Source organism: Alloyangia pacifica (genome assembly GCF_003111685.1).
GTDB lineage: Bacteria > Pseudomonadota > Alphaproteobacteria > Rhodobacterales > Rhodobacteraceae > Salipiger > Salipiger pacificus_A.
This window is the reverse complement of record NZ_CP022191.1, coordinates 391,761-417,177: the sequence shown is the minus strand read 5'-3', so window position 1 is coordinate 417,177 and position 25,417 is coordinate 391,761. Positions and strand designations below refer to the sequence as shown.

At 67.6% G+C, this 25,417-nt stretch carries 26 protein-coding genes; 16 read left to right on the top strand and 10 right to left on the bottom strand.

The features are described 5' to 3' along the window. Positions 1–22 precede the first annotated feature (22 nt). Genes CEW88_RS21115 through CEW88_RS21095 form a run of 5 tightly spaced genes read right to left on the bottom strand, consistent with a single transcriptional unit; the run spans position 23 to position 4,468 of the window. On the bottom strand, positions 23–520 hold the full coding sequence (locus tag CEW88_RS21115) for a DUF6505 family protein (RefSeq protein WP_108970328.1): 498 nt from the start codon (positions 518–520) through the stop codon (positions 23–25). Between the two features lie 10 nt (positions 521–530). Continuing rightward, complete coding sequence (locus CEW88_RS21110) at positions 531–1,241, bottom strand: biotin/lipoate--protein ligase family protein (RefSeq protein ID WP_108970327.1); 711 nt, start codon at positions 1,239–1,241, stop codon at positions 531–533. After that, positions 1,238–2,302, bottom strand: coding sequence for an Mrp/NBP35 family ATP-binding protein (locus CEW88_RS21105; RefSeq protein ID WP_108970326.1), 1,065 nt, complete (start codon positions 2,300–2,302; stop codon positions 1,238–1,240). Before CEW88_RS21105 ends, CEW88_RS21110 begins: the two co-directional genes overlap by 4 nt. A 4-nt stretch (positions 2,303–2,306) precedes the next feature. Next, positions 2,307–2,498, bottom strand: coding sequence for a DUF6494 family protein (locus CEW88_RS21100; RefSeq protein ID WP_108970325.1), 192 nt, complete (start codon positions 2,496–2,498; stop codon positions 2,307–2,309). A gap of 23 nt (positions 2,499–2,521) precedes the next feature. Then, positions 2,522–4,468, bottom strand: a complete 1,947-nt coding sequence (locus tag CEW88_RS21095; RefSeq protein ID WP_108970324.1) for a 4Fe-4S binding protein — start codon at positions 4,466–4,468, stop codon at positions 2,522–2,524. A gap of 374 nt (positions 4,469–4,842) precedes the next feature. On the opposite strand from CEW88_RS21095, the gene CEW88_RS21090 reads away from it, so the two are divergent. From CEW88_RS21090 to CEW88_RS21045, 11 genes are all read left to right on the top strand, one after another. Next, positions 4,843–5,376: a DUF3305 domain-containing protein gene (locus CEW88_RS21090; protein WP_108970426.1), complete on the top strand. Its 534-nt coding sequence runs from the start codon at positions 4,843–4,845 to the stop codon at positions 5,374–5,376. Then, a complete protein-coding gene (locus CEW88_RS21085) occupies positions 5,373–6,008 on the top strand; it encodes a DUF3306 domain-containing protein (RefSeq protein WP_108970323.1) in 636 nt (211 codons plus the stop codon). The genes CEW88_RS21090 and CEW88_RS21085 overlap by 4 nt, the downstream gene beginning before the upstream one ends. A 17-nt stretch (positions 6,009–6,025) precedes the next feature. Next, on the top strand, positions 6,026–6,640 hold the full coding sequence (locus CEW88_RS21080; protein WP_108970322.1) for a TorD/DmsD family molecular chaperone: 615 nt from the start codon (positions 6,026–6,028) through the stop codon (positions 6,638–6,640). Between the two features lie 50 nt (positions 6,641–6,690). Beyond that, complete coding sequence (locus CEW88_RS21075) at positions 6,691–6,885, top strand: twin-arginine translocation signal domain-containing protein (RefSeq protein ID WP_092424675.1); 195 nt, start codon at positions 6,691–6,693, stop codon at positions 6,883–6,885. A 124-nt stretch (positions 6,886–7,009) separates the two neighbouring features. Continuing rightward, positions 7,010–9,988, top strand: a complete 2,979-nt coding sequence (locus CEW88_RS21070; protein WP_108970321.1) for a formate dehydrogenase subunit alpha — start codon at positions 7,010–7,012, stop codon at positions 9,986–9,988. 12 nt (positions 9,989–10,000) lie between these two features. Then, positions 10,001–10,594, top strand: a complete 594-nt coding sequence (fdh3B, locus tag CEW88_RS21065; protein WP_095882707.1) for a formate dehydrogenase FDH3 subunit beta — start codon at positions 10,001–10,003, stop codon at positions 10,592–10,594. 113 nt (positions 10,595–10,707) lie between these two features. After that, complete coding sequence (locus CEW88_RS21060; protein WP_108970425.1) at positions 10,708–11,928, top strand: formate dehydrogenase subunit gamma; 1,221 nt, start codon at positions 10,708–10,710, stop codon at positions 11,926–11,928. 5 nt (positions 11,929–11,933) lie between these two features. Then, positions 11,934–13,232, top strand: a complete 1,299-nt coding sequence (locus CEW88_RS21055) for a c-type cytochrome (RefSeq protein WP_108970320.1) — start codon at positions 11,934–11,936, stop codon at positions 13,230–13,232. Positions 13,233–13,238: 6 nt separating this feature from the next. After that, complete coding sequence (locus CEW88_RS25170; protein WP_255455681.1) at positions 13,239–13,370, top strand: hypothetical protein; 132 nt, start codon at positions 13,239–13,241, stop codon at positions 13,368–13,370. A 7-nt stretch (positions 13,371–13,377) separates the two neighbouring features. After that, complete coding sequence (locus CEW88_RS21050) at positions 13,378–14,754, top strand: sigma-54-dependent transcriptional regulator (RefSeq protein WP_108970319.1); 1,377 nt, start codon at positions 13,378–13,380, stop codon at positions 14,752–14,754. A 40-nt stretch (positions 14,755–14,794) separates the two neighbouring features. Continuing rightward, positions 14,795–16,060 carry a lytic murein transglycosylase gene (locus CEW88_RS21045; protein WP_108970318.1) on the top strand — a complete coding sequence of 422 codons (1,266 nt, stop codon included), beginning with the start codon at positions 14,795–14,797 and terminating at the stop codon, positions 16,058–16,060. Here CEW88_RS21045 and CEW88_RS21040 read toward each other — a convergent pair. The 5 genes from CEW88_RS21040 to pobA form a co-directional block, all read right to left on the bottom strand. Beyond that, the gene (locus CEW88_RS21040) at positions 16,057–16,956 is read right to left on the bottom strand and encodes a helix-turn-helix transcriptional regulator (RefSeq protein WP_108970424.1); all 900 of its coding nucleotides are present in this window, start codon (positions 16,954–16,956) and stop codon (positions 16,057–16,059) included. The genes CEW88_RS21045 and CEW88_RS21040 overlap by 4 nt on opposite strands. Before the next feature lie 47 nt (positions 16,957–17,003). Continuing rightward, entirely contained in the window at positions 17,004–17,825 is an 822-nt protein-coding gene (locus tag CEW88_RS21035) for a substrate-binding domain-containing protein (protein ID WP_108970317.1), read from the bottom strand. Between the two features lie 58 nt (positions 17,826–17,883). Continuing rightward, on the bottom strand, positions 17,884–18,651 hold the full coding sequence (locus CEW88_RS21030) for an ATP-binding cassette domain-containing protein (protein WP_193989102.1): 768 nt from the start codon (positions 18,649–18,651) through the stop codon (positions 17,884–17,886). 24 nt (positions 18,652–18,675) lie between these two features. Beyond that, positions 18,676–19,383: an ABC transporter permease gene (locus tag CEW88_RS21025; RefSeq protein WP_108970316.1), complete on the bottom strand. Its 708-nt coding sequence runs from the start codon at positions 19,381–19,383 to the stop codon at positions 18,676–18,678. A 160-nt stretch (positions 19,384–19,543) separates the two neighbouring features. Then, positions 19,544–20,713, bottom strand: a complete 1,170-nt coding sequence (gene pobA, locus CEW88_RS21020) for a 4-hydroxybenzoate 3-monooxygenase (RefSeq protein WP_108970315.1) — start codon at positions 20,711–20,713, stop codon at positions 19,544–19,546. Positions 20,714–20,802: 89 nt separating this feature from the next. Between pobA and CEW88_RS21015 the strand changes: the two genes are divergently transcribed. The 5 genes from CEW88_RS21015 (at position 20,803) to CEW88_RS20995 (ending at position 25,416) form a co-directional block, all read left to right on the top strand. Further along, positions 20,803–21,648 carry a helix-turn-helix domain-containing protein gene (locus tag CEW88_RS21015; RefSeq protein ID WP_108970314.1) on the top strand — a complete coding sequence of 282 codons (846 nt, stop codon included), beginning with the start codon at positions 20,803–20,805 and terminating at the stop codon, positions 21,646–21,648. A gap of 75 nt (positions 21,649–21,723) precedes the next feature. Further along, positions 21,724–22,707 carry a type I glyceraldehyde-3-phosphate dehydrogenase gene (locus tag CEW88_RS21010; protein ID WP_108970313.1) on the top strand — a complete coding sequence of 328 codons (984 nt, stop codon included), beginning with the start codon at positions 21,724–21,726 and terminating at the stop codon, positions 22,705–22,707. Between the two features lie 108 nt (positions 22,708–22,815). Beyond that, positions 22,816–23,169, top strand: coding sequence for a hydroxyisourate hydrolase (uraH, locus tag CEW88_RS21005; protein WP_108970312.1), 354 nt, complete (start codon positions 22,816–22,818; stop codon positions 23,167–23,169). A 167-nt stretch (positions 23,170–23,336) separates the two neighbouring features. Beyond that, positions 23,337–24,422, top strand: coding sequence for an ABC transporter ATP-binding protein (locus CEW88_RS21000; protein WP_108970311.1), 1,086 nt, complete (start codon positions 23,337–23,339; stop codon positions 24,420–24,422). A 25-nt stretch (positions 24,423–24,447) separates the two neighbouring features. Then, positions 24,448–25,416, top strand: a complete 969-nt coding sequence (locus CEW88_RS20995; RefSeq protein WP_108970310.1) for an ABC transporter substrate-binding protein — start codon at positions 24,448–24,450, stop codon at positions 25,414–25,416. Position 25,417: the final 1 nt, after the last annotated feature.

The following is a 25,417-nucleotide window of genomic DNA, read 5'->3' as shown; positions in this document are numbered from 1 at the left end:
GGGGGCCGGATCTGGGCGCGCCTCAGTGGTGGTGGCCGTGCGGGTCGTCGAGCGAGCCGTGGATGGCGAACTGCTCGAGCCCGGCGTCGCTGGCCTCGATCACCCGGTAGCTCTCGCGCACCCCGGCCTCGGTCAGCTCGCGGGCGACGGTGAGCAGGGTGTTGGCCGGGTGGTCGTCGCAGAGCTCGACCATCTGCGCCAGCTCTTCGGCGGCGACCGGGCGCGCGGCCTCGACCGAAGGCGCGCCGTAATAGGTCACAAAGTGCTCGGCCAAAAGGTCGGTCAGCGCCTGCATCTCGGCGGGCTCGGCATTGGTCACCGCGACAAAGGTCACCCGGCCGAAGGTCTCGAGCCCCAGCCATCCGTTGGCAAAGGCCTGCCGCGCCTTGCCGGTAAGATCGCCCTCGGTCCAGTTGGAGAACTCGAAGCCGCCCGAGATGCACCATTCCCCGGTGCGGGCGGGCGAGGCGAAGACGCGGGTGTCGCTTTCGTCGAAATGGATGGCGCGGGCAAGCTTCATGCAAATTCCTTCAAGGGGCGGGGTCAAGCAGGGTGGTGAGCGGAATGAGATGGGTGGTCTCGCCGTCGCGCAGCAACATGCCGAAGTCCTCGTCGACGCCGAGGAAGGTGCCGGAAAGCCCGTTCTGCGTGACCTCCTCGCCCATGTCCTGCGCCAGTGCGCGCCAGTCGGTGTGCAGCGCGCGGCTGCCCTCGTCCTCCCAGCGGTTGACCCAGTTCAGCGTGTGACGCGCCCAGGCTTCCAGCAACGCGGGCGGCTGCACCTCGGCGCAGCCCTCGGCGAAGAGCGAGGTCTGGTCGGGGGTGTCGCCGGGACGGTCGCTCTCGGGGATCAGCGGCAGGGTGAAGCCGATGACCAGCCAGTCCGGCACCTGGGCGGGATCACTCGTCGAGGCCATGCAGCGGAACCGCCCGCAGGCGGCGCCGTTGATCCGGATGCCGCCGTCCCAGTCCAAGTGCACCGAGACCTCGGGCGGCGCCATGACGCCAAGCGCGTTCTGGAAACCGACGCCGCAGAGCGGCAGCATCGACAAGGCCTGCTTGAGCGGCACCTCGGGGGCGAAGACCAGCGCCCCCTGCAGCACGTCCGCCGTGATCCGGTAGGCGACCAGCCCGGCATCGCAGCCCAGAAGAGCGCGCTGGCAGGCGTGGTCAAAGGCATCGGTGGTCACCTCCTCGCCCCACAGAAGGGGCGGGAAGGCAAGCGCGTCGGTGGTGCTCATGCCACCCCCTGCGCCACCAGCGCCGAGGCGATGGCGTGGAACGCCTGTGCCTGCGCGCTGTCGGGCTGGCTCACCACGATCGGCGCACCGCCGTCCGAGGCGAGGCGGATCTGCAGGTCGAGCGGCACCTCGGCGAGCAGCGGCACGCCGAGCTTCGCCGCCTCGGCGGCGACGCCGCCATGGCCGAAGACATGCTCTTCATGGCCGCAGTTCGAGCAGACGTGGGTGCTCATGTTCTCCACCATGCCGAGGATCGGCACGTTCAGCTGCTTGAACATGTCGATACCCTTGCGCGCATCGAGCAGCGCCACGTCCTGCGGCGTGCTGACCACGATGGCCCCGTCCACATGCGCCTTCTGGCTCAGCGTCATCTGCACGTCGCCGGTGCCCGGCGGCAGATCGACGATCAGCACGTCGAGCGCCCCCCATTGCACCTGCATCATCATCTGCTGCAGCGCGCCCATCAGCATCGGGCCGCGCCAGACCACCGCCTGATCCTCGTTGGTCATCAGGCCGATCGACATCATGGTGACGCCGTGGTTGCGCAGCGGCAGGATGGTCTTGCCATCGGGCGAGGCAGGACGGCCCGAGACACCGAGCATGCGCGGCTGGCTCGGCCCGTAGACATCGGCATCCAGCAGACCCACGCGCCGCCCCTGCTGCGCGAGCGCGCAGGCGATGTTGGACGAGACGGTGGACTTGCCGACCCCGCCCTTGCCCGAGGCAATCGCGATGATGTGGTTTACCCCCGGGATGCGCTGCGGGCCTTGCGGCTCGGCCTTGCGCATCTTCAGATCGGGCGGCGCCTTCTCGGTGTGGCCGGTCAGCACGATCGAGACCGCCGAGACACCCTCGGTGGCCTTGAGCGCGTTCTCGGCCTGATCCTTGATCTTGGTGTAGGCGGCGCTCTGGCTGGGCGGGATCTCCATGACGAAACGCACCGCGCCCGCCTCGTCCACATTCAGCGCGCGCACGACGCCGCTCGACATGATGTCGCCGCCCGCAACCGGATCGGCGACGCTCTTCAGGACGGCCTGAACCGCCTCTCTGCTGGCTGGCAAGGGTTTACTCCTGTCCCTTGATCTCGCCCGTGACCTCATGGGTCAGACCGAGCTCTTCGATGGTGATCACGGCTTTCACGGCAAAACTCTTCCCGGCCGTGTCGCTGCCGCGCATGGCCTCCTCGATGGCCTGCTGCGAGGTGACGCCCACCTGCTTGAGGAACTTGCGCATGGACATGTTGAAATCGTCGCTCATTCGGGCCTCCTGTGGCTCGGCATTCAGTGGTCGCGCCGTTTGCTGAGGTAATCGTCCGTGGTCCGGGGACGCGGACGCTCGCCGGCGGCAAACGGGTTGTCCTGTGCATGGTACTGCGCATTCACCCGGCAGTCGTCACACATCTGGATCATCCGCAGCTTGTCGCCGCCGAACATGGCGTGGGACTGAAGCTTTTCGGTGATCCGGTCAATGGTCGATTTCACCCCGAAAAGCGTGCCGCACTCGATGCAGGCAAAGGGCTCTTCCTCGTTGACAACGCGCTGCTCGAGCGCCTCGTCGCTGAGCAGAAGGCGCGGCTCGTAGGTGATCGCATCCTCGGGGCAGACGTTGGCGCAGAGCCCGCACTGCAGGCAGGCGTCCTCCTGGAAGCGCAGCTGCGGAAGGTCCGGGTTGTCGCCGAGCGCGCCCGACGGGCACAGCGAGACGCACGACAGGCACAGCGTGCAGGCGTCGGTATCGACCAGCACGGCGCCATAGGGCGCGCCCTCGGGCAGCGGAAGGCTCTCGGCTCCGGGATGCAGCGCCTTCGCCGCCTGCCGGGTGATCTGGCGGCGGGTGCCCATCGGGCGCACCGGCGTGGCGACCGGCGCGGGGGCCTCTTCGGCGTAGAGCGCGGCGGACATGGCGTCGGGATCCGGTGTTTCCAGCAGGCGCACCTTGCCGCCACCGCTGATCGCATCCGAGAGCGCCACCTGCGCCTGCAGCGCCGGCAGGTCGGCCCCCGGACCTGGCAAGATCGTGACCGAGGCAAAGCCGGCGGCCAGCGCAGCCACGCTCTCGGCATGGCCGAAGGCGCCGATGGCGCGGATTTCCAGCGGGATCACGTCGGCGGGCAGCCCGTCGCCGTGGCGCGCCGAGAGGCGGATCATCTCGGCCCCATGCGCGTCGTGCACCAGAAGGCGCGGCGCATGGCCCCCAGCGTCGAGGAAGGTCTTGGCCAGCACCTGCACGCGGCGCATGGTGAGATCCACCGGCGGCGCATCGTAGCTGATCGCCCCCGAAGGGCAGGCCGAAGAACAGGCCCCGCAGCCGGCGCAGATCATCGGATCGACCGTCACATGCTCGCCATCGGGCGAGATCGCCCCGGTGGGGCAGAGGTCGAGGCAATTGGTGCAGCCGGTCTGGCCCGCGCGGGAATGGGCGCAAAGCAGAGGTTCGAGCCGCACGTAGAGCGGTTTCTCGAATGTGCCGACAAGGTGCGACGCCGCCATGACCGCTGCCGCCACCGCCTGCGGGCGCCCCGGATCGGCGCGCAGGTAGCCCTCGCGCTTTTCATGCGCCGGGAAGAGCGGCGGCTCGCGGCGCAGGTCGAGGATCACGTCGCACTGCGACACTCCAGCATCGCGCGGCTCGGTCAGGGTGAAGCTGCCGCGCCCGCCGGGCTCCACCTGGCGCAGCGCATCGATGGTCACCTTGAACTGGCCAAGCGCGCCCTGGGCCTTGCGCAGACGACCGGTGACCACGTCGAAGGCGCGGGTGTCGGGGATCTCGTCCGCCTGCTCGAGCAGCACCGTCACGCCAAGATGCGGGGCCAGCTGCGCAGCCGCCTCGAGCGCTACCTCCGGCGCGCCGAGGATCAGGCACAGCCCCTCGGAGATGACGTCGAGGGTCTTCTCCGGTGCCGCGGGCAGCATGGCCTCGGCGGCGAGGGCGGACATTTTGGGTAGTTTGGACGCGCCGTCGGCGCTCCAGCCGGCGCGGTCGCGCAGGTCGAGCAGCGGCGCGGCCTCCACCTCGAGCTCCTCGGCCAACGCCTCGAAGGTGCGGCTCTCCTGGGTGCAGCAGAGGACAACATTCCCCTGCGTCAATCCCTTGGCGGCGCGCTCGATCTGGCTGGTGCAGAGTGCCTTGCAGGGCGGCGCGACCTCGAATCCCGTGGCTTTGGCGAGCGCCTCGGCATCGATGGACTGCGTGCCCATACAATCACATGTAATCAAGGTCTTGGTCATGACTTCCTTCCTGGCGAACGGCGCGGATGCGGGCCGTTTTGCGCTCGGTATTGGGGGTAGCTAGCCCCGATTCGCCCTATCCCACAACTCAATTCCGCGAGCGGAAAGCCGCCCACGACCAGACCTCTGCCCCGCTCCAAGCCGGTGTGATTCGCATGCCGCGTCGCAGCACCTTTTCGGAGTAAAAAGGTCGGATTGGACAGTTTGACCTTGCCGCATTTTTGCCCCCTCGACGACTACCCAAAATGTCCACCATCGGTCACAGAATACCGCTGTGCACAAATTGGCCCTTCCCCGAGGCGCTCTAGTTGCTTCAATCACAGTGGGAGGAAGGATACATCACTGTGACAGGTCATCCGAGCAACGATCAATACATGCCCGTGGGCGTGGTCCTGCGCCGCACTCCCGGCGTCACCCGGTGGGCCAAGTGGGCCTGGCGGGCCGTTGCCGTGCTGCCCGGCGCCGGCCCTGCCGACTGGCGCGAGCTGCGCCGCGAGGGCGATGCGGTCGAGTATCACGCCGCCACAGTATCGCTCGAGCTCTACCGCGCCGAAACCGAGGCCTACCTGCATGGCATCACTGCCCGCGAACCCAGCGTCTACGTCGTGATGCGCAAGACCCTCGGCGAACACCCCTTCGAGGTCGTGCTGATCACCGCCTCTCCCTACGAGGCGCAGGACTATTGCGACAGCGGCGAGGACATCGTCGAGAAGGTGCCGATGCCCGCCGGGCTGCTGGCCTGGGTCGGCGATTTCGTCGAGCGTTACCACGAAGAGGAAGAATTCGTGAAACGCCGTCGGGATCGTGCCAAGGTGGATGGCCAGCAGGACGGCATCGGCGATCCGCGCATTTCCAAGCCCGCGGATATCTACGCCTCGCCCGCCCTGAAAAGAGGGAGGCTGCAATGAAGGATTTCTGGTCCCGCCGAAAAGCCGCCGTCGCGGCCGAGACCCGCTCCGACGAGCAGGCGCAGGACACCGCCCGCCGCGCAGAGACCGAGGCGCAACTGGCCGAGCGCAGCGACGAGGAACTGCTGGCCGAGGCCGGGCTTCCCGCGCCGGAAGAGATCACCGACGGCGAAATGGTCCGCAAGTACCTCGAGTCGCAGTTGCCCAAGCGGCTGAAGAACCGTGCCCTGCGCGCCCTTTGGCGGTCGAACCCGGTGCTGGCCTGCCTCGATGGGCTGAACGACTATGACACCGACTTCACCGGCGTGACCCCTGCTGCCGACTTCAAAACGACCTATCAGGTCGGCAAGGGGCTGCTGGCGCATCTCGAATACGTCGGACGACAGCAGACCGAGACCGAGAGTGCCGAGCCCCAGGCGGAGGAGGATCAGGCCGAGATTGCCGACGCCGACAGCACGTCGATCCGCGCACCTGAAACCCTTGGCCCGACCATCGAGGCGCAGCCGGAGATCCCGCCGCTGCATACCACCGAGCCGCAGGTGGCCGAGGCCGCCCAAATTGACCCCGAGCCCGAGGAAAGCGCCCTGCCCGCAAGCGCGCGCCGCATGCGCTTTTCCTTCGAGGCCAGCTGATGACGGACACGCCTGACATGACCGCAGCCGCACAAGCCACTGCCCCAAAGATCGCCGACGAGGACCGCCTGCGCGCCGACCTCTACAACTTCCTCGGCCTGCTCCTCTCCCGGCCCGCCGACCAGGGTCTGATCGACCAATGCGCCGGGCTGACCGGCGATGCCAGCCCGATCGGCGAGGCGGTGACCACGCTGGCAAAGGTGGCGAAGATCTCCAAGCCCAAGGCGGTGGAGAGCGAGTACAACCGCCTCTTCATCGGTCTCGGGCGCGGCGAGCTGCTGCCCTATGCCTCCTACTACCTGACCGGCTTCCTGAACGAGAAGCCGCTCGCCCTTCTGCGCCAGGACATGACCGCCCGCGGTCTCGCCCGCGCCGAGAACGTCTTCGAGCCCGAGGACAACATCGCCTCGCTGATGGAGATGATGGGCGCGATGATCGTCGGGCGCTTCGGCACCCCGGCCACGCTGAGCCAGCAGAAGAGCTTCTTCAACAAGCACATCGCCCCCTGGGCGAGCCATTTCTATTCAGATCTCGAGGGCGCCAAGAACTCGGTCTTCTATGCCCCGGTCGGACGTCTCGGCCGGGCCTTCATGGAGATCGAGACCGAAGCCTTCCGGATGAGCGCGGAGTGATCCGCACAAGGGCGGGCAACCGCCGCAACCCTGAGAGAGGAGGTCTCTCGATGAAGCGGAAAGACGAGGAGGCGACCAGCCGCCGCGATTTCCTGAAACTGGCCTCGACGGCAGCGCCGCTTGCGGCGGTCGCCGTGGCGACCACCACCGGAACCGAGGCGGAAGCCGCCGAGCCCGACCTGTCGTCGAACAAGATGCAGGACACCGCGCACACGCGCGCCTATTACGCCGCCGCCCGGTTCTGACCGGACGAGGCACTTCCCGCCAAGGACGACTGGTTGCGTGACGCCCGACTGTCCGAGGCACCCGATCAACACCAAGCAAGCCAGGCACCATGCGGGGGCCTAGCGCGCAAGGGGAGAGAGAAACATGTTGAGGAAAAAGACCAACGGGGTTGCGCGACGCCCCCAGCGGACAAGTATCCTTTCCGAAGTGGCGAACACTTCGGTTGACCGTCGCGCCTTCCTGCGCGGGTCCGGTCTGGCGATCGGCGGCCTTGCGGCCGTAGCCGCCACCGGAGGTACGGTAACCCAGGCCACCGCGGCCACCGCCACCGGCGGCGAGATCAAGACGGTGAAATCCGTCTGCACCCACTGCTCGGTCGGCTGTACCGTGATGGCAGAGGTGCAGGGCGGCGTCTGGATCGGGCAGGAGCCCGGCTGGGACAGCCCGTTCAACCTCGGCTCGCATTGCGCCAAGGGCGCCTCGGTGCGCGAGCACGCGCATGGCGAGCGGCGCCTGAAGTACCCGATGAAGAAGGTGGGCGGCGAATGGCAGCGCATCTCCTGGGAGCAGGCGATCAACGAGATCGGCGACCAGATGCTGTCGATCCGCGACAGCTCCGGCCCTGACTCGGTCTACTGGCTGGGCTCGGCCAAGCATAGCAACGAGCAGGCCTACCTGTTCCGCAAGTTCGCCGCCTACTGGGGCACGAACAACGTGGATCACCAGGCCCGGATCTGCCACTCGACCACGGTTGCGGGCGTTGCGAACACATGGGGCTACGGCGCCATGACCAACTCCTACAACGACATCCACAACTCCAAGGCCATCTTCATCATCGGCGGCAACCCGGCCGAGGCGCACCCTGTCTCGCTGCAGCACGTGCTGAAAGCCAAGGAACAGAACAACGCGCCGCTGATCGTCTGCGACCCGCGCTTCACCCGCACCGCCGCCCACGCGGACGAATACGTGCGGTTCCGTCCGGGTTCGGACGTGGCGCTGGTCTGGGGTCTGCTGTGGCACATCTTCGAGAACGGCTGGGAAGACAAGGACTTCATCCGCAGCCGCGTCTGGGGGATGGATCAGATCCGTCCCGAGGTCGCCAAGTGGACCCCGGACGAGGTCGAGCGTGTGACCGGTGTTCCGGGCAGCCAGCTCGAGCGCGTGGCGCGGACGCTGGCCAACAACCGTCCGGGCACCGTGATCTGGTGCATGGGCGGCACCCAGCACACCAACGGCAACAACAACACCCGCGCCTACTGCATCCTGCAGCTGGCCCTCGGAAACATGGGCACCGCCGGCGGCGGCACCAACATCTTCCGCGGCCATGACAACGTGCAGGGCGCGACCGACCTCGGCGTGCTCGCCGACACGCTGCCGGGCTACTACGGCCTGACCGCAGGCGCATGGGCGCATTGGGCGCGTGTCTGGGGAGAGGACCTCGACTGGCTCAAGTCCCGCTTCGCCATGCTGAAAGGCAAGGACGGCAAGGACAAGGAGATGATGGGGCTGACCGGCATCCCCGTCTCGCGCTGGATCGACGGCGTGCTCGAGGCGAAGGAAAACCTCGAACAGCCCGACAACACCCGCGCGATGGTCTTCTGGGGCCACGCCCCCAACTCGCAGACCCGCCTCAAGGAAATGAAGACGGCGATGGAGAAGCTCGACCTCTTGGTCGTGGTGGACCCCTATCCCACCGTCTCGGCGATCCTGCACGACCGGACCGACAACACCTACCTGCTGCCGGCCGCGACGCAGTTCGAGACCTACGGCTCGGTCACCGCGTCGAACCGCTCGCTGCAATGGCGTGACAAGGTGGTGGACCCGCTCTTCGAGTCCCTGCCCGACCACATCATCATGCACAAGTTCGCCACCAAGTTCGGCTTTGCGGATCGCATGTTCCGCAACATCGAGGTGAACGGCGAGGAGCCGCTGATCGAGGATCTGACCCGCGAGTTCAACAAGGGCATGTGGACGGTGGGCTACACCGGCCAGTCGCCGGAGCGCCTCAAGACGCACATGGCGAACCAGCACACCTTCGACCGCACGACGCTGCGCGCAAACGGTGGCCCCGCGGATGGCGACTTCTACGGGATGCCGTGGCCCTGCTGGGGCACTGCCGAGATGAACCACCCGGGCTCGGCCAACCTCTATGACATCTCTCTGCCGGTGGCCGAGGGCGGTCTGCCCTTCCGTGCCCGCTACGGCGTGGAGCACAACGGCGAGAACCTTCTCGCCGAAGGCTCCTACACCGTCGGGTCGGAAATCGAGGATGGCTATCCCGAGTTCACCATGCAGATGCTGATCGATCTCGGCTGGGACAAGGACCTCACCCCCTACGAGCGTCGGATGATCGAGTGGGTCGCTGGGTACACGGACTCGCGTCCAGAGACCGACACCGAAGTTGGCGAGCAGTCGCAGACCGGCCCCTACCCCTCGGACTTCGCCGAGCAGATCGGCGGCGTGAACTGGAAGACCGACCTGTCGGGAGGCATCCAGCGCGTGGCGATCAAGCATGGCTGCGCCCCCTACGGCAACGCCAAGGCCCGCTGCGTGGTCTGGACCTTCCCGGATCCGATCCCGCTGCACCGCGAGCCGCTCTACACCAACCGGCGCGATCTGGTGGAAGACTACCCGACCTACGAGGACAAGACCTTCTGGCGGGTGCCGACCATGTACGCCTCGATCCAGAAGAACGACTTCTCGAAGGACTATCCGATCATCCTCACCTCCGGCCGACTGGTCGAATACGAGGGTGGCGGCGACGAGACACGGTCCAACCCGTGGCTCGCCGAGCTCCAGCAGAACATGTTCGTCGAGATCAACCCGCGCGACGCCAACAACCTTGGTGTGCGTGACGGGGCGGACGTGTGGGTCGAGGGCCCCGAGGGCGGCAAGGTCAAGGTCATGGCCATGGTCACCCCGCGGGTCGGAGAGGGCGTTGCCTTCATGCCCTTCCACTTCGGTGGCCATTTCGAAGGGGTCGACCAGCGGTCGAAATACCCCGACGGGGCGGACCCGATCGTGCTGGGCGAATCCACCAACACCGCGCAGACCTATGGCTACGACTCCGTCACGCAGATGCAGGAGACCAAGGCCACACTCTGCAAGATCATGCCGGCGTAAGGAGAGCGAGACATGGCACGAGCTAAATTCCTCTGCGATGCCGAACGCTGCATCGAGTGCAACGCCTGCGTCACCGCGTGCAAGAACGAGCACGAGGTGCCGTGGGGCATCAACCGTCGGCGGGTGGTGACCATCCAGGACGGCCAGCCGGGCGAACGCTCGATCTCGGTCGCCTGCATGCACTGCTCGGACGCGCCCTGCATGGCCGTCTGCCCGGTGGACTGCTTCTACCAGACCGAAGAAGGTGTGGTGCTGCACTCCAAGGACCTGTGCATCGGCTGCGGCTACTGCTTCTACGCGTGCCCCTTCGGCGCGCCGCAGTACCCGCAGGCGGGCAACTTCGGCTCCCGCGGCAAGATGGACAAGTGCACCTTCTGCAACGGTGGCCCGGAAGAGAACAATTCCGCGGCCGAGTTCCAGAAGTACGGGCGCAACCGGATCGCCGAGGGCAAGCTGCCCATCTGCGCCGAGATGTGCTCGACCAAGGCTCTACTGGCCGGTGACGGCGACCAGGTGTCGGCGATCTACCGCGAGCGCGTGGTGGCCCGTGGCTTCGGCTCGGGCGCCTGGGGCTGGGGCACCGCCTACGACGAAAAGGCCAACTGAGCCAAGGACGGCGGGCTTCCGGGCCCGCCGGCAACGCAACGAAGTCCCGCGCGGGGCGGCGCCTGCCGCCGTTCCGCGCGATTCTCGCGTGACCCTACTTCATGGAGACGACCATGCTGCGCCACCTGCTGGCACTTTTCGCACTGGTCCTGCTGACCGCCGCCCCCTTGGGCGTCGCGGCGCAGGGCACTCTTCTTCCGCCCGAGCCCGACCGCTCCGCCACAGGCGGCGCACAGACGCTCGAGGACATCATGCGCAGGCAGGCAGGCATCAAGGTCGATGACAGCTTCCGGCGCGAGAACATCGGCGGCGATGCCGTCAACGCTCCGGGCATGGGGCCGCTCGGCGGCGCCTCGGACCCGGACCTCTGGCGCGCCCTGCGCTACAACGAGGCCGACGTGCGCGCCTCGACGATCAACCCCAACGGCAAGGTCCTGATCCAGGACGGCGGCATGTGGTGGCTGACCTTCCGCCAGGGCCCGCTGGCCACCTACGGCGGCTGGCTGCTGCTCGGCACCATCGGCGTGCTGGCAGTGTTCTTCCTGCTGCGCGGCCGCATCAAGATCGACGGCGGCAAGACCGGCAGCACCGTGCTGCGCTTCAAGTGGATCGAGCGTTTCGCCCACTGGACGCTGGCCGGCTCCTTCCTGCTGCTCGGCTTCACCGGGCTCTTCACCCTCTTCGGGCGCAAGTACCTCGTGCCGCTGCTGGGCCATGACTTCAACGCCGCGCTGCTGCATTACTCGAAGCTGATCCACAACAATGTCAGCTGGGCCTTCATGCTGGCGCTGATCATGGTCTTCGTCATGTGGGTCTGGCACAACATCCCCGACCGGACCGACATCACCTGGTTCGCCCAGGCCGGCGGCATCATCGGCAAGAAGCACCCGCCCGCGAAGAAGTTCAACGCCGGCCAGAAGATCATCTTTTGGAGCGTGATCCTGCTCGGGGCCTCGGTCTCGGTCTCGGGGCTGTCGCTGCTCTTCCCCTTCGACATGCCCCTCTTTGCCCACACCTTCTCGGTGCTCAACGACTGGGGCGTGCCGGGCTGGTTCGGCATGGACACCTTCCCCGTCGAGCTCGCCCCGCAGGAGGAAATGCAGTTCGCGCAGCTCTGGCATGCCATCGTCGCCTTCCTGCTGATGGCGGTCATCATCGGCCACATCTACATCGGCACGATCGGCATGGAGGGCGCCTATGACGCCATGGGCTCCGGCCAGGTCGACGAGAACTGGGCGCATCAGCACCACTCGATCTGGTACGAGAAGGTCAAGGAGCGCGAGGCCGCCGAAGGTCATGGGTCGGCCCGCAAGTCGGCCACGCCTGCGGAGTGACCGAGATGGGCCGACTGGCCTTGATCCTGAGCCTGATGCTCTGCGCCGCCCCCGCGGCGGCGCAGGAGTTCGCCACTCTGAAGGGCCACGGCGGACCGATCATGGGCATCGCCGTTTCTCCCTCGGGGCAGGTGGCGACCGGCAGTTTCGACAATTCCGTGGGTCTGTGGGACGCGCTCACGCCGACTTGGCTCGAGGGACATGCGGCGGCGGTGACTGCCCTGGCCTGGGGGCCCGAAGGCACGCTGGTCTCGGGCGGCGACGATTTCGCCGTGCGCGCCTGGGGCGATCCCCCGCGCGTGCTGGGCCAGCACCAGGGAAAGGTCGCGGCGCTGGCGGTCTCGCCGGATGCCACGACCGTCGCCAGCGGAAGCTGGGACGGCTCCATCATCCTCTGGCCGCTCGACGGCGGCGAAGACACAAGCGGGGGCGCTGACGGGGGCACTGCCCTGCCCTCCCCCGGCGCCGGCGTCAACGCCCTGGCGTTCGAGGGGTCCGACACGCTCTATGCCGCGACGATGGCCGGGGCGCTGCTGCGCTATGATCTCACCAGCGCAGAGGCACCGCTGGCCATCGCCCAGCATGGCTTCGGCATCAACCGGCTGGCCGTGGGTCCGGGCTGGATCGCCTATGGCGCCGTCGACGGCGGCACCCGGGTGCTCGATCTTGCGAGCGGCGCGCAGCTCGCCGACCTGACGCTCGACCGCCGGCCGATCCTCGCCCTGGCCTACAATGCTCCCTCGCATCAGCTCGCCGTGGGCGACGGCGAGGGGTACATCATGATCGTCGACACCGAAAGCTGGCAGATCACCCGCGACTTCCGCGCCACCCGGCAGGGGCCGGTCTGGGCGTTGGCCTTCTCGCCCGACGGCTCGGTGATCCACGCTGGGGGCCTTGACGACGTCGCCTATGCCTGGCCGGTCGAGGCACTGGACGCCTTCGAGCCCGGCATCACGGGCGAACGCAGCTTCCTGCGCGCTGCCGAGACCATGCCCAACGGCGAGCGGCAATTCATGCGCAAATGCTCGATCTGCCACGCGCTGACCCCCGGCCCCTCGCGCAAGGCGGGTCCGACACTGCACGGCGTTTTCGGCCGCCGCGCGGGCACGGTGCCGGGCTACAGCTATTCGCCAATCCTAGACGGCTCCGACATAACCTGGACCGAAACCACGATCGACGCGCTTTTCGATCAGGGCCCGGACCACTACATTCCCGGCTCGAAGATGCCCATGCAGGTGATCGCGGGCGGCAGCGACCGGGCCGATCTGATAGACTACCTCAAACAGGCCACCAAAGGAGAGTGACCGCACATGAAAGCCATGTTCACAGGCTTCGCCGCCATCATCGTCATCGGCATCGTCGCCTATTTCGGCCTGCACGAGATGAATTTCTCGTCCGCCGAGGTCTATTCGAGCTCCAACGTCCGGCTCGACGACCACTGAGGCACGCATGACGCCGAAGGACGCCGCCACCGACGATTACGGCCCGACGCTGGCCGGCGCCTCGATCCTCGTGGTCGATGACGAGCCGGGCATGCGCAACTTCCTCGTCAAGATGCTGGGCCCCAAGGTGCAGCGGGTCGAGGAGGCGGGCTCGGCACTCGAGGCGACGCAGAAACTCGACGCGGCGCATTTCGACCTCGTCATCCTTGACAACGTGATGCCGAGGATGACCGGGCTCGACTGGCTGGCCGAGCAACAGCGCAAGGGGTTCTTTGGCGACACCATCCTGATCACCGCCTATGCGGACCTGGAAACCGCGATCACCGCGCTGCGCGCCGGGGTCAGCGATTTCGTGCTGAAGCCCTTCCGCGCCAACCAGATCCTCGGCGCCGTGGCACGCACCCTCGACCGCAAGTATCTGCGCCGCGACAACACGCTGCTGCGCCGCGAACTGCGCACTGGGCAGTTCCAGGGCAAGCTGCTCGGCAAGTCCGAAGTCATGGTCGCGGTGCGCGCGCTCTTGGCCAAGCTCGCGCCGCTGCCGACCCCGGTGCTCTTCACCGGCGCCAGCGGCACCGGCAAGGAGATGGCCGCGCGGCACCTCCACCAGCTGTCCGACCGCTCGGACAAACCCTTCGTGCCGGTCAACTGCGCCGCCATCGCCCCCGACCGCATGGTGCAGGAGCTTTTCGGCAGCCTCGAGAACGGCGAGCGGCTGAAGCCCGGCCTGTTGCTGCTGGCGGACGGCGGAACGCTATTCCTTGATGAAGTTGCGCAGATGCCCGAGCCGCTGCAGGCGGCGCTGCTGCGGGTGCTCGAGGACCAGCGCATCCGCCCCACCGGCGCCGAGCGCGAGATTCCGCTCAACCTGCGCTTTCTCTTCGCCACCAATGCCGATCTCGAAGCGCTCGTGGCCCAGAACAAGTTCCGCGCCGATCTCTATCACCGCATCAACGTCCTCAACGTCGAGATGCCACCCCTCTCCGACCGCTCCGACGACATCCTCGAGCTGGCCGCGCTGTTCACTCGGCAATTCAGCCAGGCGCTCGGCATGCAAGGGCTCGAGCTTGACGAGCAGACCCTGTTGAAACTGCGCCGCTACGCCTGGCCCGGCAACGTCCGCGAGCTGCGCAACCTGATCGAACGCTCGGTGATCCTTGGCGGTTTCCCCGAGGAATTCTCGGGCGCGGGCGAGGTGATCGGGGCGCGGGCAATCGAGGATCTCGACCTCGTGGTGCAGCGCCACATCCTGCACATGCTCGACCTCTGCGACGGCAACCGGGCAGAGGCGGCGCGAAGGCTCGGGGTCTCGCGCAAGACCATCGACCGCAAGATGGCACAATGGGGCGAAGAGAGCGTGGCCCCGCCACAGGCGCTGCGGTAGGCTGGGGCAAAATCCGCCCGAGCAGCCCCCCGGAGTCCCCATGAACAGACCCCTCACCTTCCACGGATGGCGCAAGACCGTCGCGGCCGCGCTCCTGGCCTGCGCCTGCCTTGCCTCCCCTGCCGCCGCGCTCGACCGAGGTGCCGTCGAGCGCCAGTTCCGCGGCTGGCTGGAACAGACGGTCTGGCCGCAGGCGGCGCGCAGCGGCGTCTCGCGCGCAACTTTCGAGGCAGCCTTTGCGGGCGTGCATCTCAACTGGGACCTGCCGGACCTCGTGCCCCCCGGCACCAAGCCGCAGACCCCCAAGCGGCAGCGCCAGGCCGAGTTCGGCCAGCCGGCGAAATACTTCAACCGCGGCTCCCTCGACAGCGCCACCTCCATCGGGCGGCAGATGGCGCGGCAGCACGCCTCGGCGCTCGCGGCGACGGAAAAGGCCACCGGTGTGCCCGGCCGGATCATCCTCGGCATCTGGGGGCGCGAAAGTGGCTATGGACGCGTGGCGATCCCGCACAGCGCCTTCGAGGTCCTGGGCACCAAGGGCTTCATGTCCACCCGCGCCGCGTATTTCACTAGCGAGCTGATCGCCGCGCTGCAAATCGCGCAGGCCGGGCATGCGCCCGCCGGCGTGATGAAAAGCTCCTGGGCCGGGGCGCTGGGGCAGCCGCAGTTCATGCCGACGAACTTCCTGAAGTACGCCGCCGACGGCAATGGAGACGGCCATGCGGACATCTGGCGGTCCGAGGCGGACACCATCGCCTCGATCGGCACCTACCTCGCCAAACACGGCTGGCAGAGCGGGCGCGACTGGGGCTTCGAGGTGCGCGTCCCGGCCTCGGTCTCCTGCGCGCTTGAGGGCCCGGATCAGGGCAAGCGGATCTCGGATTGGGAAAAGATGGGGATCACCCGCGTCTCGGGCCGCCCCTTCCCCGAGCACGAGCGGCGCGGCGAGGGCTTTCTGCTGATGCCCGCCGGGCGGCATGGGCCGGCGTTCATTGTCACCCCCAACTTCTACGTGCTGAAGGACTACAACATGAGCGATCTCTACGCGCTCTTCGTCGGCCACGTGGGGGATCGCATCCAGTACGGGTCTGGCGATTTCAGCGCGGGCTGGGGCAAGGTGGGCGGTCTCTACCGCTCGGACGTCGCCGCCATGCAGCGGGCGCTGGAAGGCATGGACCATGACGTCGGCGGCGCCGACGGGCTGCCGGGGTTCAAGACCCGCCGCTCGATCGGCCGCTGGCAGGAGGCACAGGGGCTTTCGGCCACCTGTTTCCCCGAGACCGCGATGAAGAGCGCGCTGCGCTAGGCGTTCCAGACCACCTCGCCGAGCCGCGACAGATCATAGCCCCCAAGGCTTTCGGCACGGCTGCGGAAGGTCTCGGAGCGGCAGAAGGCCATGAGCGTCTGCAGAGGCGGCTCGAAATACGCCTTGCGATCGATGAGCAGGTCGAAGCGCTCTTCGATCACCGGCACGAAGGGCAGCCCGTAGGCCCGCGCCACCGACTCGAGGCCGAAGGTCACATCCGCTTCGCCGCGGCGCACGCTTTGCACCGCCTCGTCCTCGGTGCGCTCCAGCGGGGTCAGCGTGACGGTGCCCAGCTCGAGCCCGGCCTCTGCGGCGAGATCGCGCAGCAACCCGGCAGTGCCGGAACTCTCCTGACGCGGCGCCAGCCGCAGCCCCGCAAGATCCGCGAGCCCTTGTGGAGCAGGCCCGTCCTGGCGCAGCACCAGCCCACGCCTCCGGGCCGCGAAGCCGACCAGCACCGCGTTCTGCCCCGAGGCCGCCTCGCGCGCCGCGTCAATGTTCCAGCCGCCCTCGGTATCGCGCACGTGAAGGCCCGAGGCGACGCCCTCGCCCGCGGCAAAGCGGGCCAGCCCATCGAGCGAGCCGTCGAAATAGGTGGCAAGCCCGCAGCGCGACTGGCGGATTGCCCAATCGAGCAGAGGATCGTGGGAGCCCAGAAAGACCCCGGGGCGCACCACCGGCGCTGCGACGAACCCGCCCCTTTGCGCGCCCTCGATCCAGGCGCGGATCTCGGCGGCGGGGAAGAGCAGCTTCCCGGTGGCGCGCGAACAGGGAACCTCGCCCGAAGCGGCAAGATCGTAGACCTTGCGCTCCTTCAGGCGGAGCAGATCGGCCAGCTCGCGGACGGTAAGGTATTCGTGGGGATGGTCTGGGGGCGGGCTCTGCAGGTCAGTCATCGTCTCGGGCATATTGGGGGCGGCACTGTGCCGCCCCCCGAACCCTATCAGTTCTTCGGTGCGTTGGGGAAGAACAGCTGCTGGCCCTCGATCTTGTACTCCGCGATGGCCTGCTGGCCCTCGTCCGAGAGCAGCCAGTCAGCGAAATCCTGCGCCGCGTCGATCTTCACCGAGGGGCATTTCTCGGGGTTCACCGGGATCACGCCGTACTGGTTGAAGAGATCCTCGTCGCCTTCGACCTCGACCGCGTAGTCCTGCTTGTTCTGGAAGCTGATCCAGGTGGCGCGGTCGGTCATCACGTAAGCACCCATGCCGATGCCGGCGTTCAGCGTCGCGCCCATGCCCGACCCGGTCTCGCGATACCACTCGCCCGAGGCCGCCGTGGTGTCGATGCCTGCGGCCTTCCAGAGCGCGACCTCTTTCTTGTGGGTGCCGCTGTCGTCCCCGCGCGAGGCAAAGAGCGCGCCCGCCTCGGAGATCTTGGTCAGCGCCGCCTCGACGTCGGTCATGCCCTTCACGCCCGCCGGGTCGCTCTCCGGGCCGACGATGACGAAGTCGTTGTACATCAGATCCGTGCGCGTGGTGCCGAAGCCTGCCTCGACGAATTTCTCCTCCGACGGCTTGGCGTGCACCAGCAGCAAGTCGCCGTCGCAGTTCTCGGCGTTCTTGATCGCCTGCCCGGTGCCCACGGCGACGACATTGACGGTGATGCCGCTCTCTGCGGTGTAGATCGGCAGCAGATAGTCGTAGAGCCCCGAGTTGGCGGTCGAGGTGGTCGACTGCACGATGATCGACTGCTCCTGCGCGAGGGCGCCGCCGGCGAGTCCGAGGGTCAGCGCGGTCGAGGCGATCAGTCTTGCGATGGTCATGAGGAACGTCCTTCTGTCCTTGGTAATCAATAACTTGGTGAGAGAGTGGCGCGACGGGTCAGAGCACGATCCGACCCGCGAGATAGTCCCGCGCCGCCGCGCTGCGTGGCTCGGGGAAAAAGACATCGGCGCTGCTGTGCTCGGCGACGCGGCCGCGGTGCAGGAAAACCACCTCGTCGGCCATGCGCCGGGCCTGCCCAATGTCATGGGTGACAAAGATGATCCGCGTACCGCGGTCGCGGGCGGCGGCCACGATGCGCTCGATCACCAGCACCGAGGCGGGATCGAGGCTGGCGGTGGGCTCGTCGAGAAACAGCACCTCGGGATCGATGGCAAGCGCCCGGGCCAGTGCCAGCCGCTGCGCCTCGCCGCCCGAAAGCATCCGCGCGGGCTGGCGCGCCTTGTGGAGAAGCCCGACCTCGCGCAGCAGCGCATCGCGGCGCGCGCGGTCGCGGCGCCGGGTCTTCAGCACGAAATCAAGATTGGCAGCCACCGAGCGGCGCAGCAGCACCGGTTTCTGGAACACCAGCGCCTGCCGCGCTGTGGCCCGCGCGGCGGGGGTGCCGTTCCAGCTCACCTCGCCGCCTCCCGGCACCAGCAGCCCGTGCAGCATCTTCAGCAGCAGGCTCTTGCCCGCGCCGTTCGGCCCCATGATCACCGTGCAACCGCCGGGCGCGAGCGTCAGGTCCACCCCGTCGAGCAGCGCCGCGCCGCCCGAGGCGAGCCGCAGGCCAGAGACACGCAGGGGCAGAAGCGGGCGTTTCATCGCAGCCTCGTCGCGGGGGCGCGCCACGGGCGGCACGGCGGTGATCGGCAGGTCAGACATGGGTTTGCTCAGACATGGGACACCTCAGACATGCGCCTGCCGTGCCGCGGTCATGCGCAGGGTCTGCACCCCGGCGTTCACCCCGAGCGCCAGAACCAGCAGGATGATCCCCAGCGCCAGCGCCAGCGGCAGGTCGCCCTTGGAGGTCTCGAGCGCGATGGCGGTGGTCATCACACGGGTCAGGTGGTCGATGTTGCCGCCGACGATGATCACCGCGCCGACCTCGGCCACGGCCCGACCAAAGCCCGCCAGCCCCACGGTCAAGAGCGCGTAGCGCCCGTCCCAGAGCAGCGCGGTGATGCTCTGCCAGCGCGTGAGGCACAGCGAGCGGAACTGCTCGGCGTATTCGGCGTGCAGGTCTTCCAGCACCTGCCGCGACAGCGCGGCGACGATGGGCACGATGAGGATGGTCTGCGCGAAGATCATCGCGCCGGGGGTATACAGCAGCCCCAGAAAGCCGAGCGGCCCCGAGCGGGAGAGGTAGAGATAAACAAGCAGGCCGACGACCACCGGCGGCAGCCCCATCAGCGCGTTCATCACGACGAGGACGACACCCCGCCCGCGGAACCGGCTCACCGCGACCAGAGCGCCGACCGGCAGGCCGATCACGCAGGCAAGCACCGTGGCGCTCAGGCTGACCCGCAGCGAGAGGCCGACGATCTCGTAGAGATCGGCCTCGCCGGACAGGACCAGCGACAGCGCCAAGTGGAAGGCCTCTCCGATGTTCTGCAAAATTTACCCTCCCTGCGGAAATTTTGCCTCATTTGACTATGCACCCTCTGGCTCATGACGCAAGGGTCGTCAATGGCCTGAATAAGATACGGCCCGCTCAATGGAGCGGGCCGCGGTCTATGGCATACTGCAAAATTTCCCGGGATCGGGCCAAGTCGCGTCAGAAAGGCAGGCCGACGTAGTTCTCGGCGAGATCCTTGCGCGCAGTTTCCGAGTCCGCCAGATGCTGCAGAGTGGCGCGGCGCATCTCCGCGGCGAAGCTGTCCTCGCCTTCAAAACTGTGCAGCATGGTGGTCATCTGCCAGCTGAAGCGCATCGCCTTCCAGATCCGCGCCAGCGCGCGCTCGGAATAGCCGTCGATGCCCGCGGTCTGGCCCGCCTTCAGCGCCGAGATCAGCGCCTCGTGCAGGTAATAGACATCCGAAACCGCGAGGTTCAGCCCCTTCGCCCCGGTCGGCGGCACGATATGCGCGGCATCGCCGACAAGGAACAGCCGGCCCCAGCGCAGCGGCTCCGAGACGAAGCTGCGCAGCGGCGCGATGGATTTCTCGATCGACGGGCCGGTGATCAGCTTGGCGGCCGCCTCTGACGGGATGCGGCGCTTGAACTCGGTCCAGAAACGCTCGTCGGACCAGTCCTCGACCTTGTCGGTCAGCGGCACCTGCACATAGTAGCGCACCAGGTTCTCGTTGCGCATCGAGGCCAGCGCGAAACCATGCGGCGAGTTGGAATAGATCAGCTCATCATGCACCGGCGGCGTGCGCGAGAGGATCCCCAGCCAGCCGAAGGGGTAGACCCGCTCGAACTCGCGGCGCTTCTCTTCGGGGATGGTCTTGCGGCTGACGCCGTGGAAGCCATCACATCCGGCCACATACGCGCAGGTGATGCGGTGCCGTTCGCCGTTCAGCGTGTACTCAACCGCGGCCTCGGACGCGTCGAGGTCATGAATGGTCACATCCTCGACCCCATGGATCACCGTGGTCCCCATCGCGTCTTGCGCTTCGTAGAGGTCATGGGTCACCTCGGTCTGGCCGTAGACCATGACCTGTTTGCCGGTGAGCGCCTTGAAGTCGATATGCACCATCAGCTCGGCATCGGTCAGGTAGGTGCCGTCGTGCGGATACCCTTCGGCATCCATGCGCGCGCCGACCCCGGCCTCGCGCAGCAGCTCGACCGTGCTCCATTCGAGGATGCCCGCCCGGATGCGCGACAGCACATGCTCGCGGCTCGACCGTTCGAGCACCACGGTTGCGACCCCGGCCTTGTTCAGCAGCTGCGAAAGCAGCAGGCCCGAGGGGCCGCCGCCGATGATCACGACTTCGGTTTTCATGCAGTCTCCTCCGATAATTGTTGGCAGCCTAGCCCCTGCAGGGCCGCGCGCGAATAGACGGGAGCCGCATAGGCTGGTACTATTCATGCATGACCCAGCGTCCACACATCCCCTTTTTCGATCTCTTCGGTGAGACCGGAGGCTTCCCCGACACGGTGCATTGCGAGCGCATCTGGGACCGGGCAAGACTTCACGATTGGGTGATTTCCCCGCACAGACACGCAGAGATCACCCAGGTTTTCTTTATGCGGCAGGGACACGCCGAGGTCCGGATCGACGGGCGGGATGCAACGCTCGGCGACGGGCAGTTCCTCCTGATCCCGGTACATATCGTGCATGGGTTCGAGTTCCAGAAGCTGAGCGAAGGTCTGGTGCTCTCCTTCCCCGCACCTGTGCTCGCGGGGATGCGGCCCACCTCGCCGGGGCTTGCCGCCCGGCTCTCGCGCCCGGTGGTCGGCACGGCCTCGGACACGCTGGTCACCCTTTCCGACCAACTCGTCGCTGCCTTTGCCCGCCCCGGCCTCTACCGCGCAAACCTGCTGGTCTCGCTGGCGCAGGCGCTGCTCGCCGAGATCTGCGCGCTGGCCCCGACCGAGGAGGCCGCCGCCCCCGGCGGGGCGAAGATGATGGCGCTCGACCGGCTGATCGCCGAACATCTTGCCGAGGGTTGGCGCGCCGGCGACTACGCCGCGGCCCTGTCGATCACCCCCGGCCATCTCACCCGGATCTGCCACGCCGCCACCGGCCTCAGCGCCTCGCGCTACATCGAGGGCAAGGTGATGACCGAGGCCAGCCGGATGCTCGCCTTCACCCAGGTGCCCGTGGCCGAGGTCGGCTACCGGCTGGGCTTTGCCGACCCGGCCTATTTCTCCCGCCGCTTCCGCGCGTTGCGCGGCCAGAGCCCGAGCGCCTACCGCGGTCGCTTCGTCGGCTGAGCCGCGGACCACCCGCTTGACCCCGGCGCGCAGAGGCGTATCGCTTGGCCGGTCCAAGTTCCGCGGAGGCACCCCATGACCCGCATCATGATCAACGGCTTCGGCCGCATCGGCCGCACCCTGCTGCGCCAGATCCTCACCGACCCGGCCCATGCCGATCTCGAGCTGGTGGCGATCAACGACATCGCCTCGCCCGAAATGTGCGCCTATCTCTTCCGCTACGACAGCGTCTTCGGCCCCTACCCCGGCACGGTGACCGAAGAGCCCGGCACGCTGGTCGTAGACGGACGCCGCATCCCGTTCCACACCACCCGCGACCTGCGCGAGCTCGACCTGAGCCATGTCGACGTGGTGCTCGAATGCACCGGCGCCGCCTCGAACCGCCCGCATGCCGAGGCCGGGCTGCTGGCCGGGGCGAGGTCGGTGCTGCTCTCTGGCCCCTCCGAGGCCGCCGACGTGACCTGCGTGCTCGGCGCCAACGAGGCCGAGATCGGCGACGCCCGCATCGTGTCGAACGCCTCCTGCACCACCAACGCCATCGCGCCGATGCTCAAGGCGCTCGACACCCGCTTCGGCATTGCCCGCGCCCATGTCACCACGATCCACTGCTACACCGGCAGCCAGCCGACGGTGGATGCCCCCGGCGCCAGCTACGAGCGCAGCCGCGCCGCCGCGGCTTCGATGGTGCCGACCAGCACCAGCGCCGCGAAACAGGTGATCAAGGTGCTTCCCGGGCTCGACCAGCGTCTCAGCGTGACGGCGGTGCGCGTGCCCTGCATCTCGGTCTCGGCGGTGGACGCGGTGCTGCAGCTCGACACTATGCCCGAGGATGCCAATGCCGCGCTTGTCGAGCTCTTCGCGGGTTCTCCGCTCGTCGGCCTCACCGGGGATCCCTGCGTCTCGACCGACCTGCGCGCCCGGCCCGAGTCGCTGGTGCTGTCAACGCGCGAGACCCGCGTGGTCGAGGGAGGCCAGCTCAGGCTCTTCGGGTGGTACGACAATGAATGGGGCTTCTCGGCGCGGATGCTCGACATGACCCGGCGCATTGCGACGCGCTGATCTTCAAACCGCGTTTGAAACTGCCTCGGCCGGGCGGGCCTTTACCCGGCCCCCGCTTCTGCCACTATGACCCGCGACACCGCCGAGATACCTCATGGAGACCCGCCGATGACCGGATACCTGACGACCCACGTGCTCGACACCGCCCGTGGCTGCCCCGCCGAGGGTCTGAAGATCGAGCTCTTCCGGATCGAGGACGGAACCCGCAGCCTTCTCAAGACGCTGGTCACCAATGACGACGGCCGCACCAATGAGCAGATCCTGCCCGCCGCCGAATTTGCGCCCGGCACCTATGAGCTTGTGTTCCACGCCGGGGCCTATCTCGACGCCTGCGGCACGCCGCCGGAGGAGCCGCGTTTCCTCGACGTGGTGCCGATCCGTTTCGGCATGTCCGAACCCGCGCATTACCACGTGCCGCTGCTGCTTTCGCCCTTCGGCTATTCGACCTATCGCGGCAGCTGATCCCCGGATCCCGAACTGACACGACCGGCGCCCCTCGCGGGCGCCGTTTTCGTTTTCGCGGCTGATTTCACCAATCTGTCACGCCCCTGTCGCCCGCCTGTCGCAGCCCGCCGCCACAGATCGCCGCGACGCTGCACAGCTGTGCAGCCCGGCAAACAGGGCAGACCATGAGCGACATTCGCATCTCGGGGATCGACAAGAGCTACGGCCAGACGCAGGTGTTGCGGCAGGTCTCGCTGAGCATCGAGGCCGGGGAGTTCGTCGCCGTCCTCGGCCCCTCGGGTTGCGGCAAGACCACGTTGTTGCGCTGCCTCGCCGGCTTCGAGCGGCTCAACGCCGGCCGTATCGAGATCGGCGGAGACATCGTCTCGGCCCCCGGTCGTCACCTCGCCCCCGAGCATCGCGGCATCGGCGTTGTGTTCCAGAATTACGCCCTTTGGCCGCATATGTCGGTGGCGCAGAATGTGGCCTACGGGTTGAAGATCGCCGGCATTCCCAGAACCGAGAGGAAGTCCCGTGTCGCCCGGGTGCTCGATCTGGTCGAGTTGGGTCCGCTCGCGCACCGCCGCCCCGCAGATCTCTCGGGCGGCCAGCGCCAGCGCGTCGCCCTCGCGCGCTGCCTCGCCATGGAGAGCCGCGTCGTGCTGCTCGACGAGCCGCTGGCCAATCTCGACGTGCACCTGCGCGGCGCGCTGGAGGAGGAATTCGCCGCCTTCCACGCCCGCTCCGGCGCCACCATGTTCTACATCACCCACGACCAGTCCGAGGCGCTCGCCCTCGCCGATCGCGTGGCGGTCATGGACAAGGGCCGCATCCTGCAGTTCGACCGCCCCGAAGCGCTGTTCAGCCAGCCGCAGACCGAGACCGTCGCGGGCTTCATCGGCGAGGGACGGGTGCTCGAGGCCGAGGACATCCGCCCGCTCGGGCAGGGCCGCGCCGCCGCCTCGCTGCTCGGCCAGCGCATCGAACTGCGCTGCGCCCCCGGCCAGACTGCCCGCCGCCGCGCCAAGATCTCCTTCCATCCCGGCGACCTCCAGCTCACGGATGCGGCGGAGGCCATCGCGGGCAACGTCACCCGCGCCACCTACCGCGGTGCCTTCCTGCGCGCCGAGGTCATGGCCGGGCCCGCGGGGGACATCCCGCTCTCCGTGAACATCGCCGCCCCCGCCGCGCTGAGCCGCGGCCAGCGGGTCTCGCTCGCCCTGCGCGACGGCTGGGTCATTCCCGATGCCGCCGCGTCTCACCCCTCCTGAACACGCAACCGCAAGGACACCGAACATGCGTCTTCTCTCCCTCACCCTCGCCGCGTCGCTGCTCTCCAGCGCCGCCTTTGCCGAAACCACGCTGACGCTCTACACCAGCCAGCCCCCCGAGCAGGCGCAGCAGACCGTCGACGCCTTCGAGGCCGCCCACCCCGACATCAAGATCGAATGGACCCGCAACGGCACCTCGGCGCTGATGAACGTGGTGCGCGCCGAGATCGAGGCGGACAACGTGCAGCCCGATATCCTGCTGGTCGCCGACGTGATCAACCTCGGCGAGCTCAAGGCCGGCGGTCACCTGATGGCCTACGAAGACGCACCCGTGGCGGACTACGACCCCGCCACCTATGACGCCGACATGACCTATTTCGGCACCAAGGCGATGACCACCGGCATCGCCTACAACACCGAGATCGCCGAGCCGGTCAGCCATTGGATGGACCTCATCACCGAAGAGAACCGCGGCATGATCGGCGTGCCGTCGCCGCTCTACTCCGGCGCCGCGCTGAACCACCTGCATGCGTTGCTGAACGCCGAGGGCATCGGCTGGGCGTTCTACGAGGGGCTCAACGAGCTCGACATCGTCCCCGAGGGCGGCAACGGCCCGGCGACCAAAGCCGTCGCCTCAGGCATGGCGAAATACGCGATCATCGTCGATGCCAACGCCCTGCGCGCCAAGGCCGACGGCTCGCCGGTCGACTTCATCGTCCCCGAGGATGGCGTGAGCTTCATCACCGAGCCCGCCGCGATCATGGCCGGCACCGAGCACCCGGAAGAGGCCAAGCTCTTCATCGACTTCCTGCTCAGCAAGGAAGGCCAGGAGCTGGTCGCCGAGCAGGGCTCGCTGCCGATCCTGCCCGGCGTCGAGGGCCCCGAGGGCTTTCCCAAGCTCGAGGACATGACCCTGCTCGGCTACAACGTCGATGCCGCGCTCGAGACCAACGAAGCCGTGCGCGCGCAGTTCGCCGAGCTCTTCGGGCTCTGAT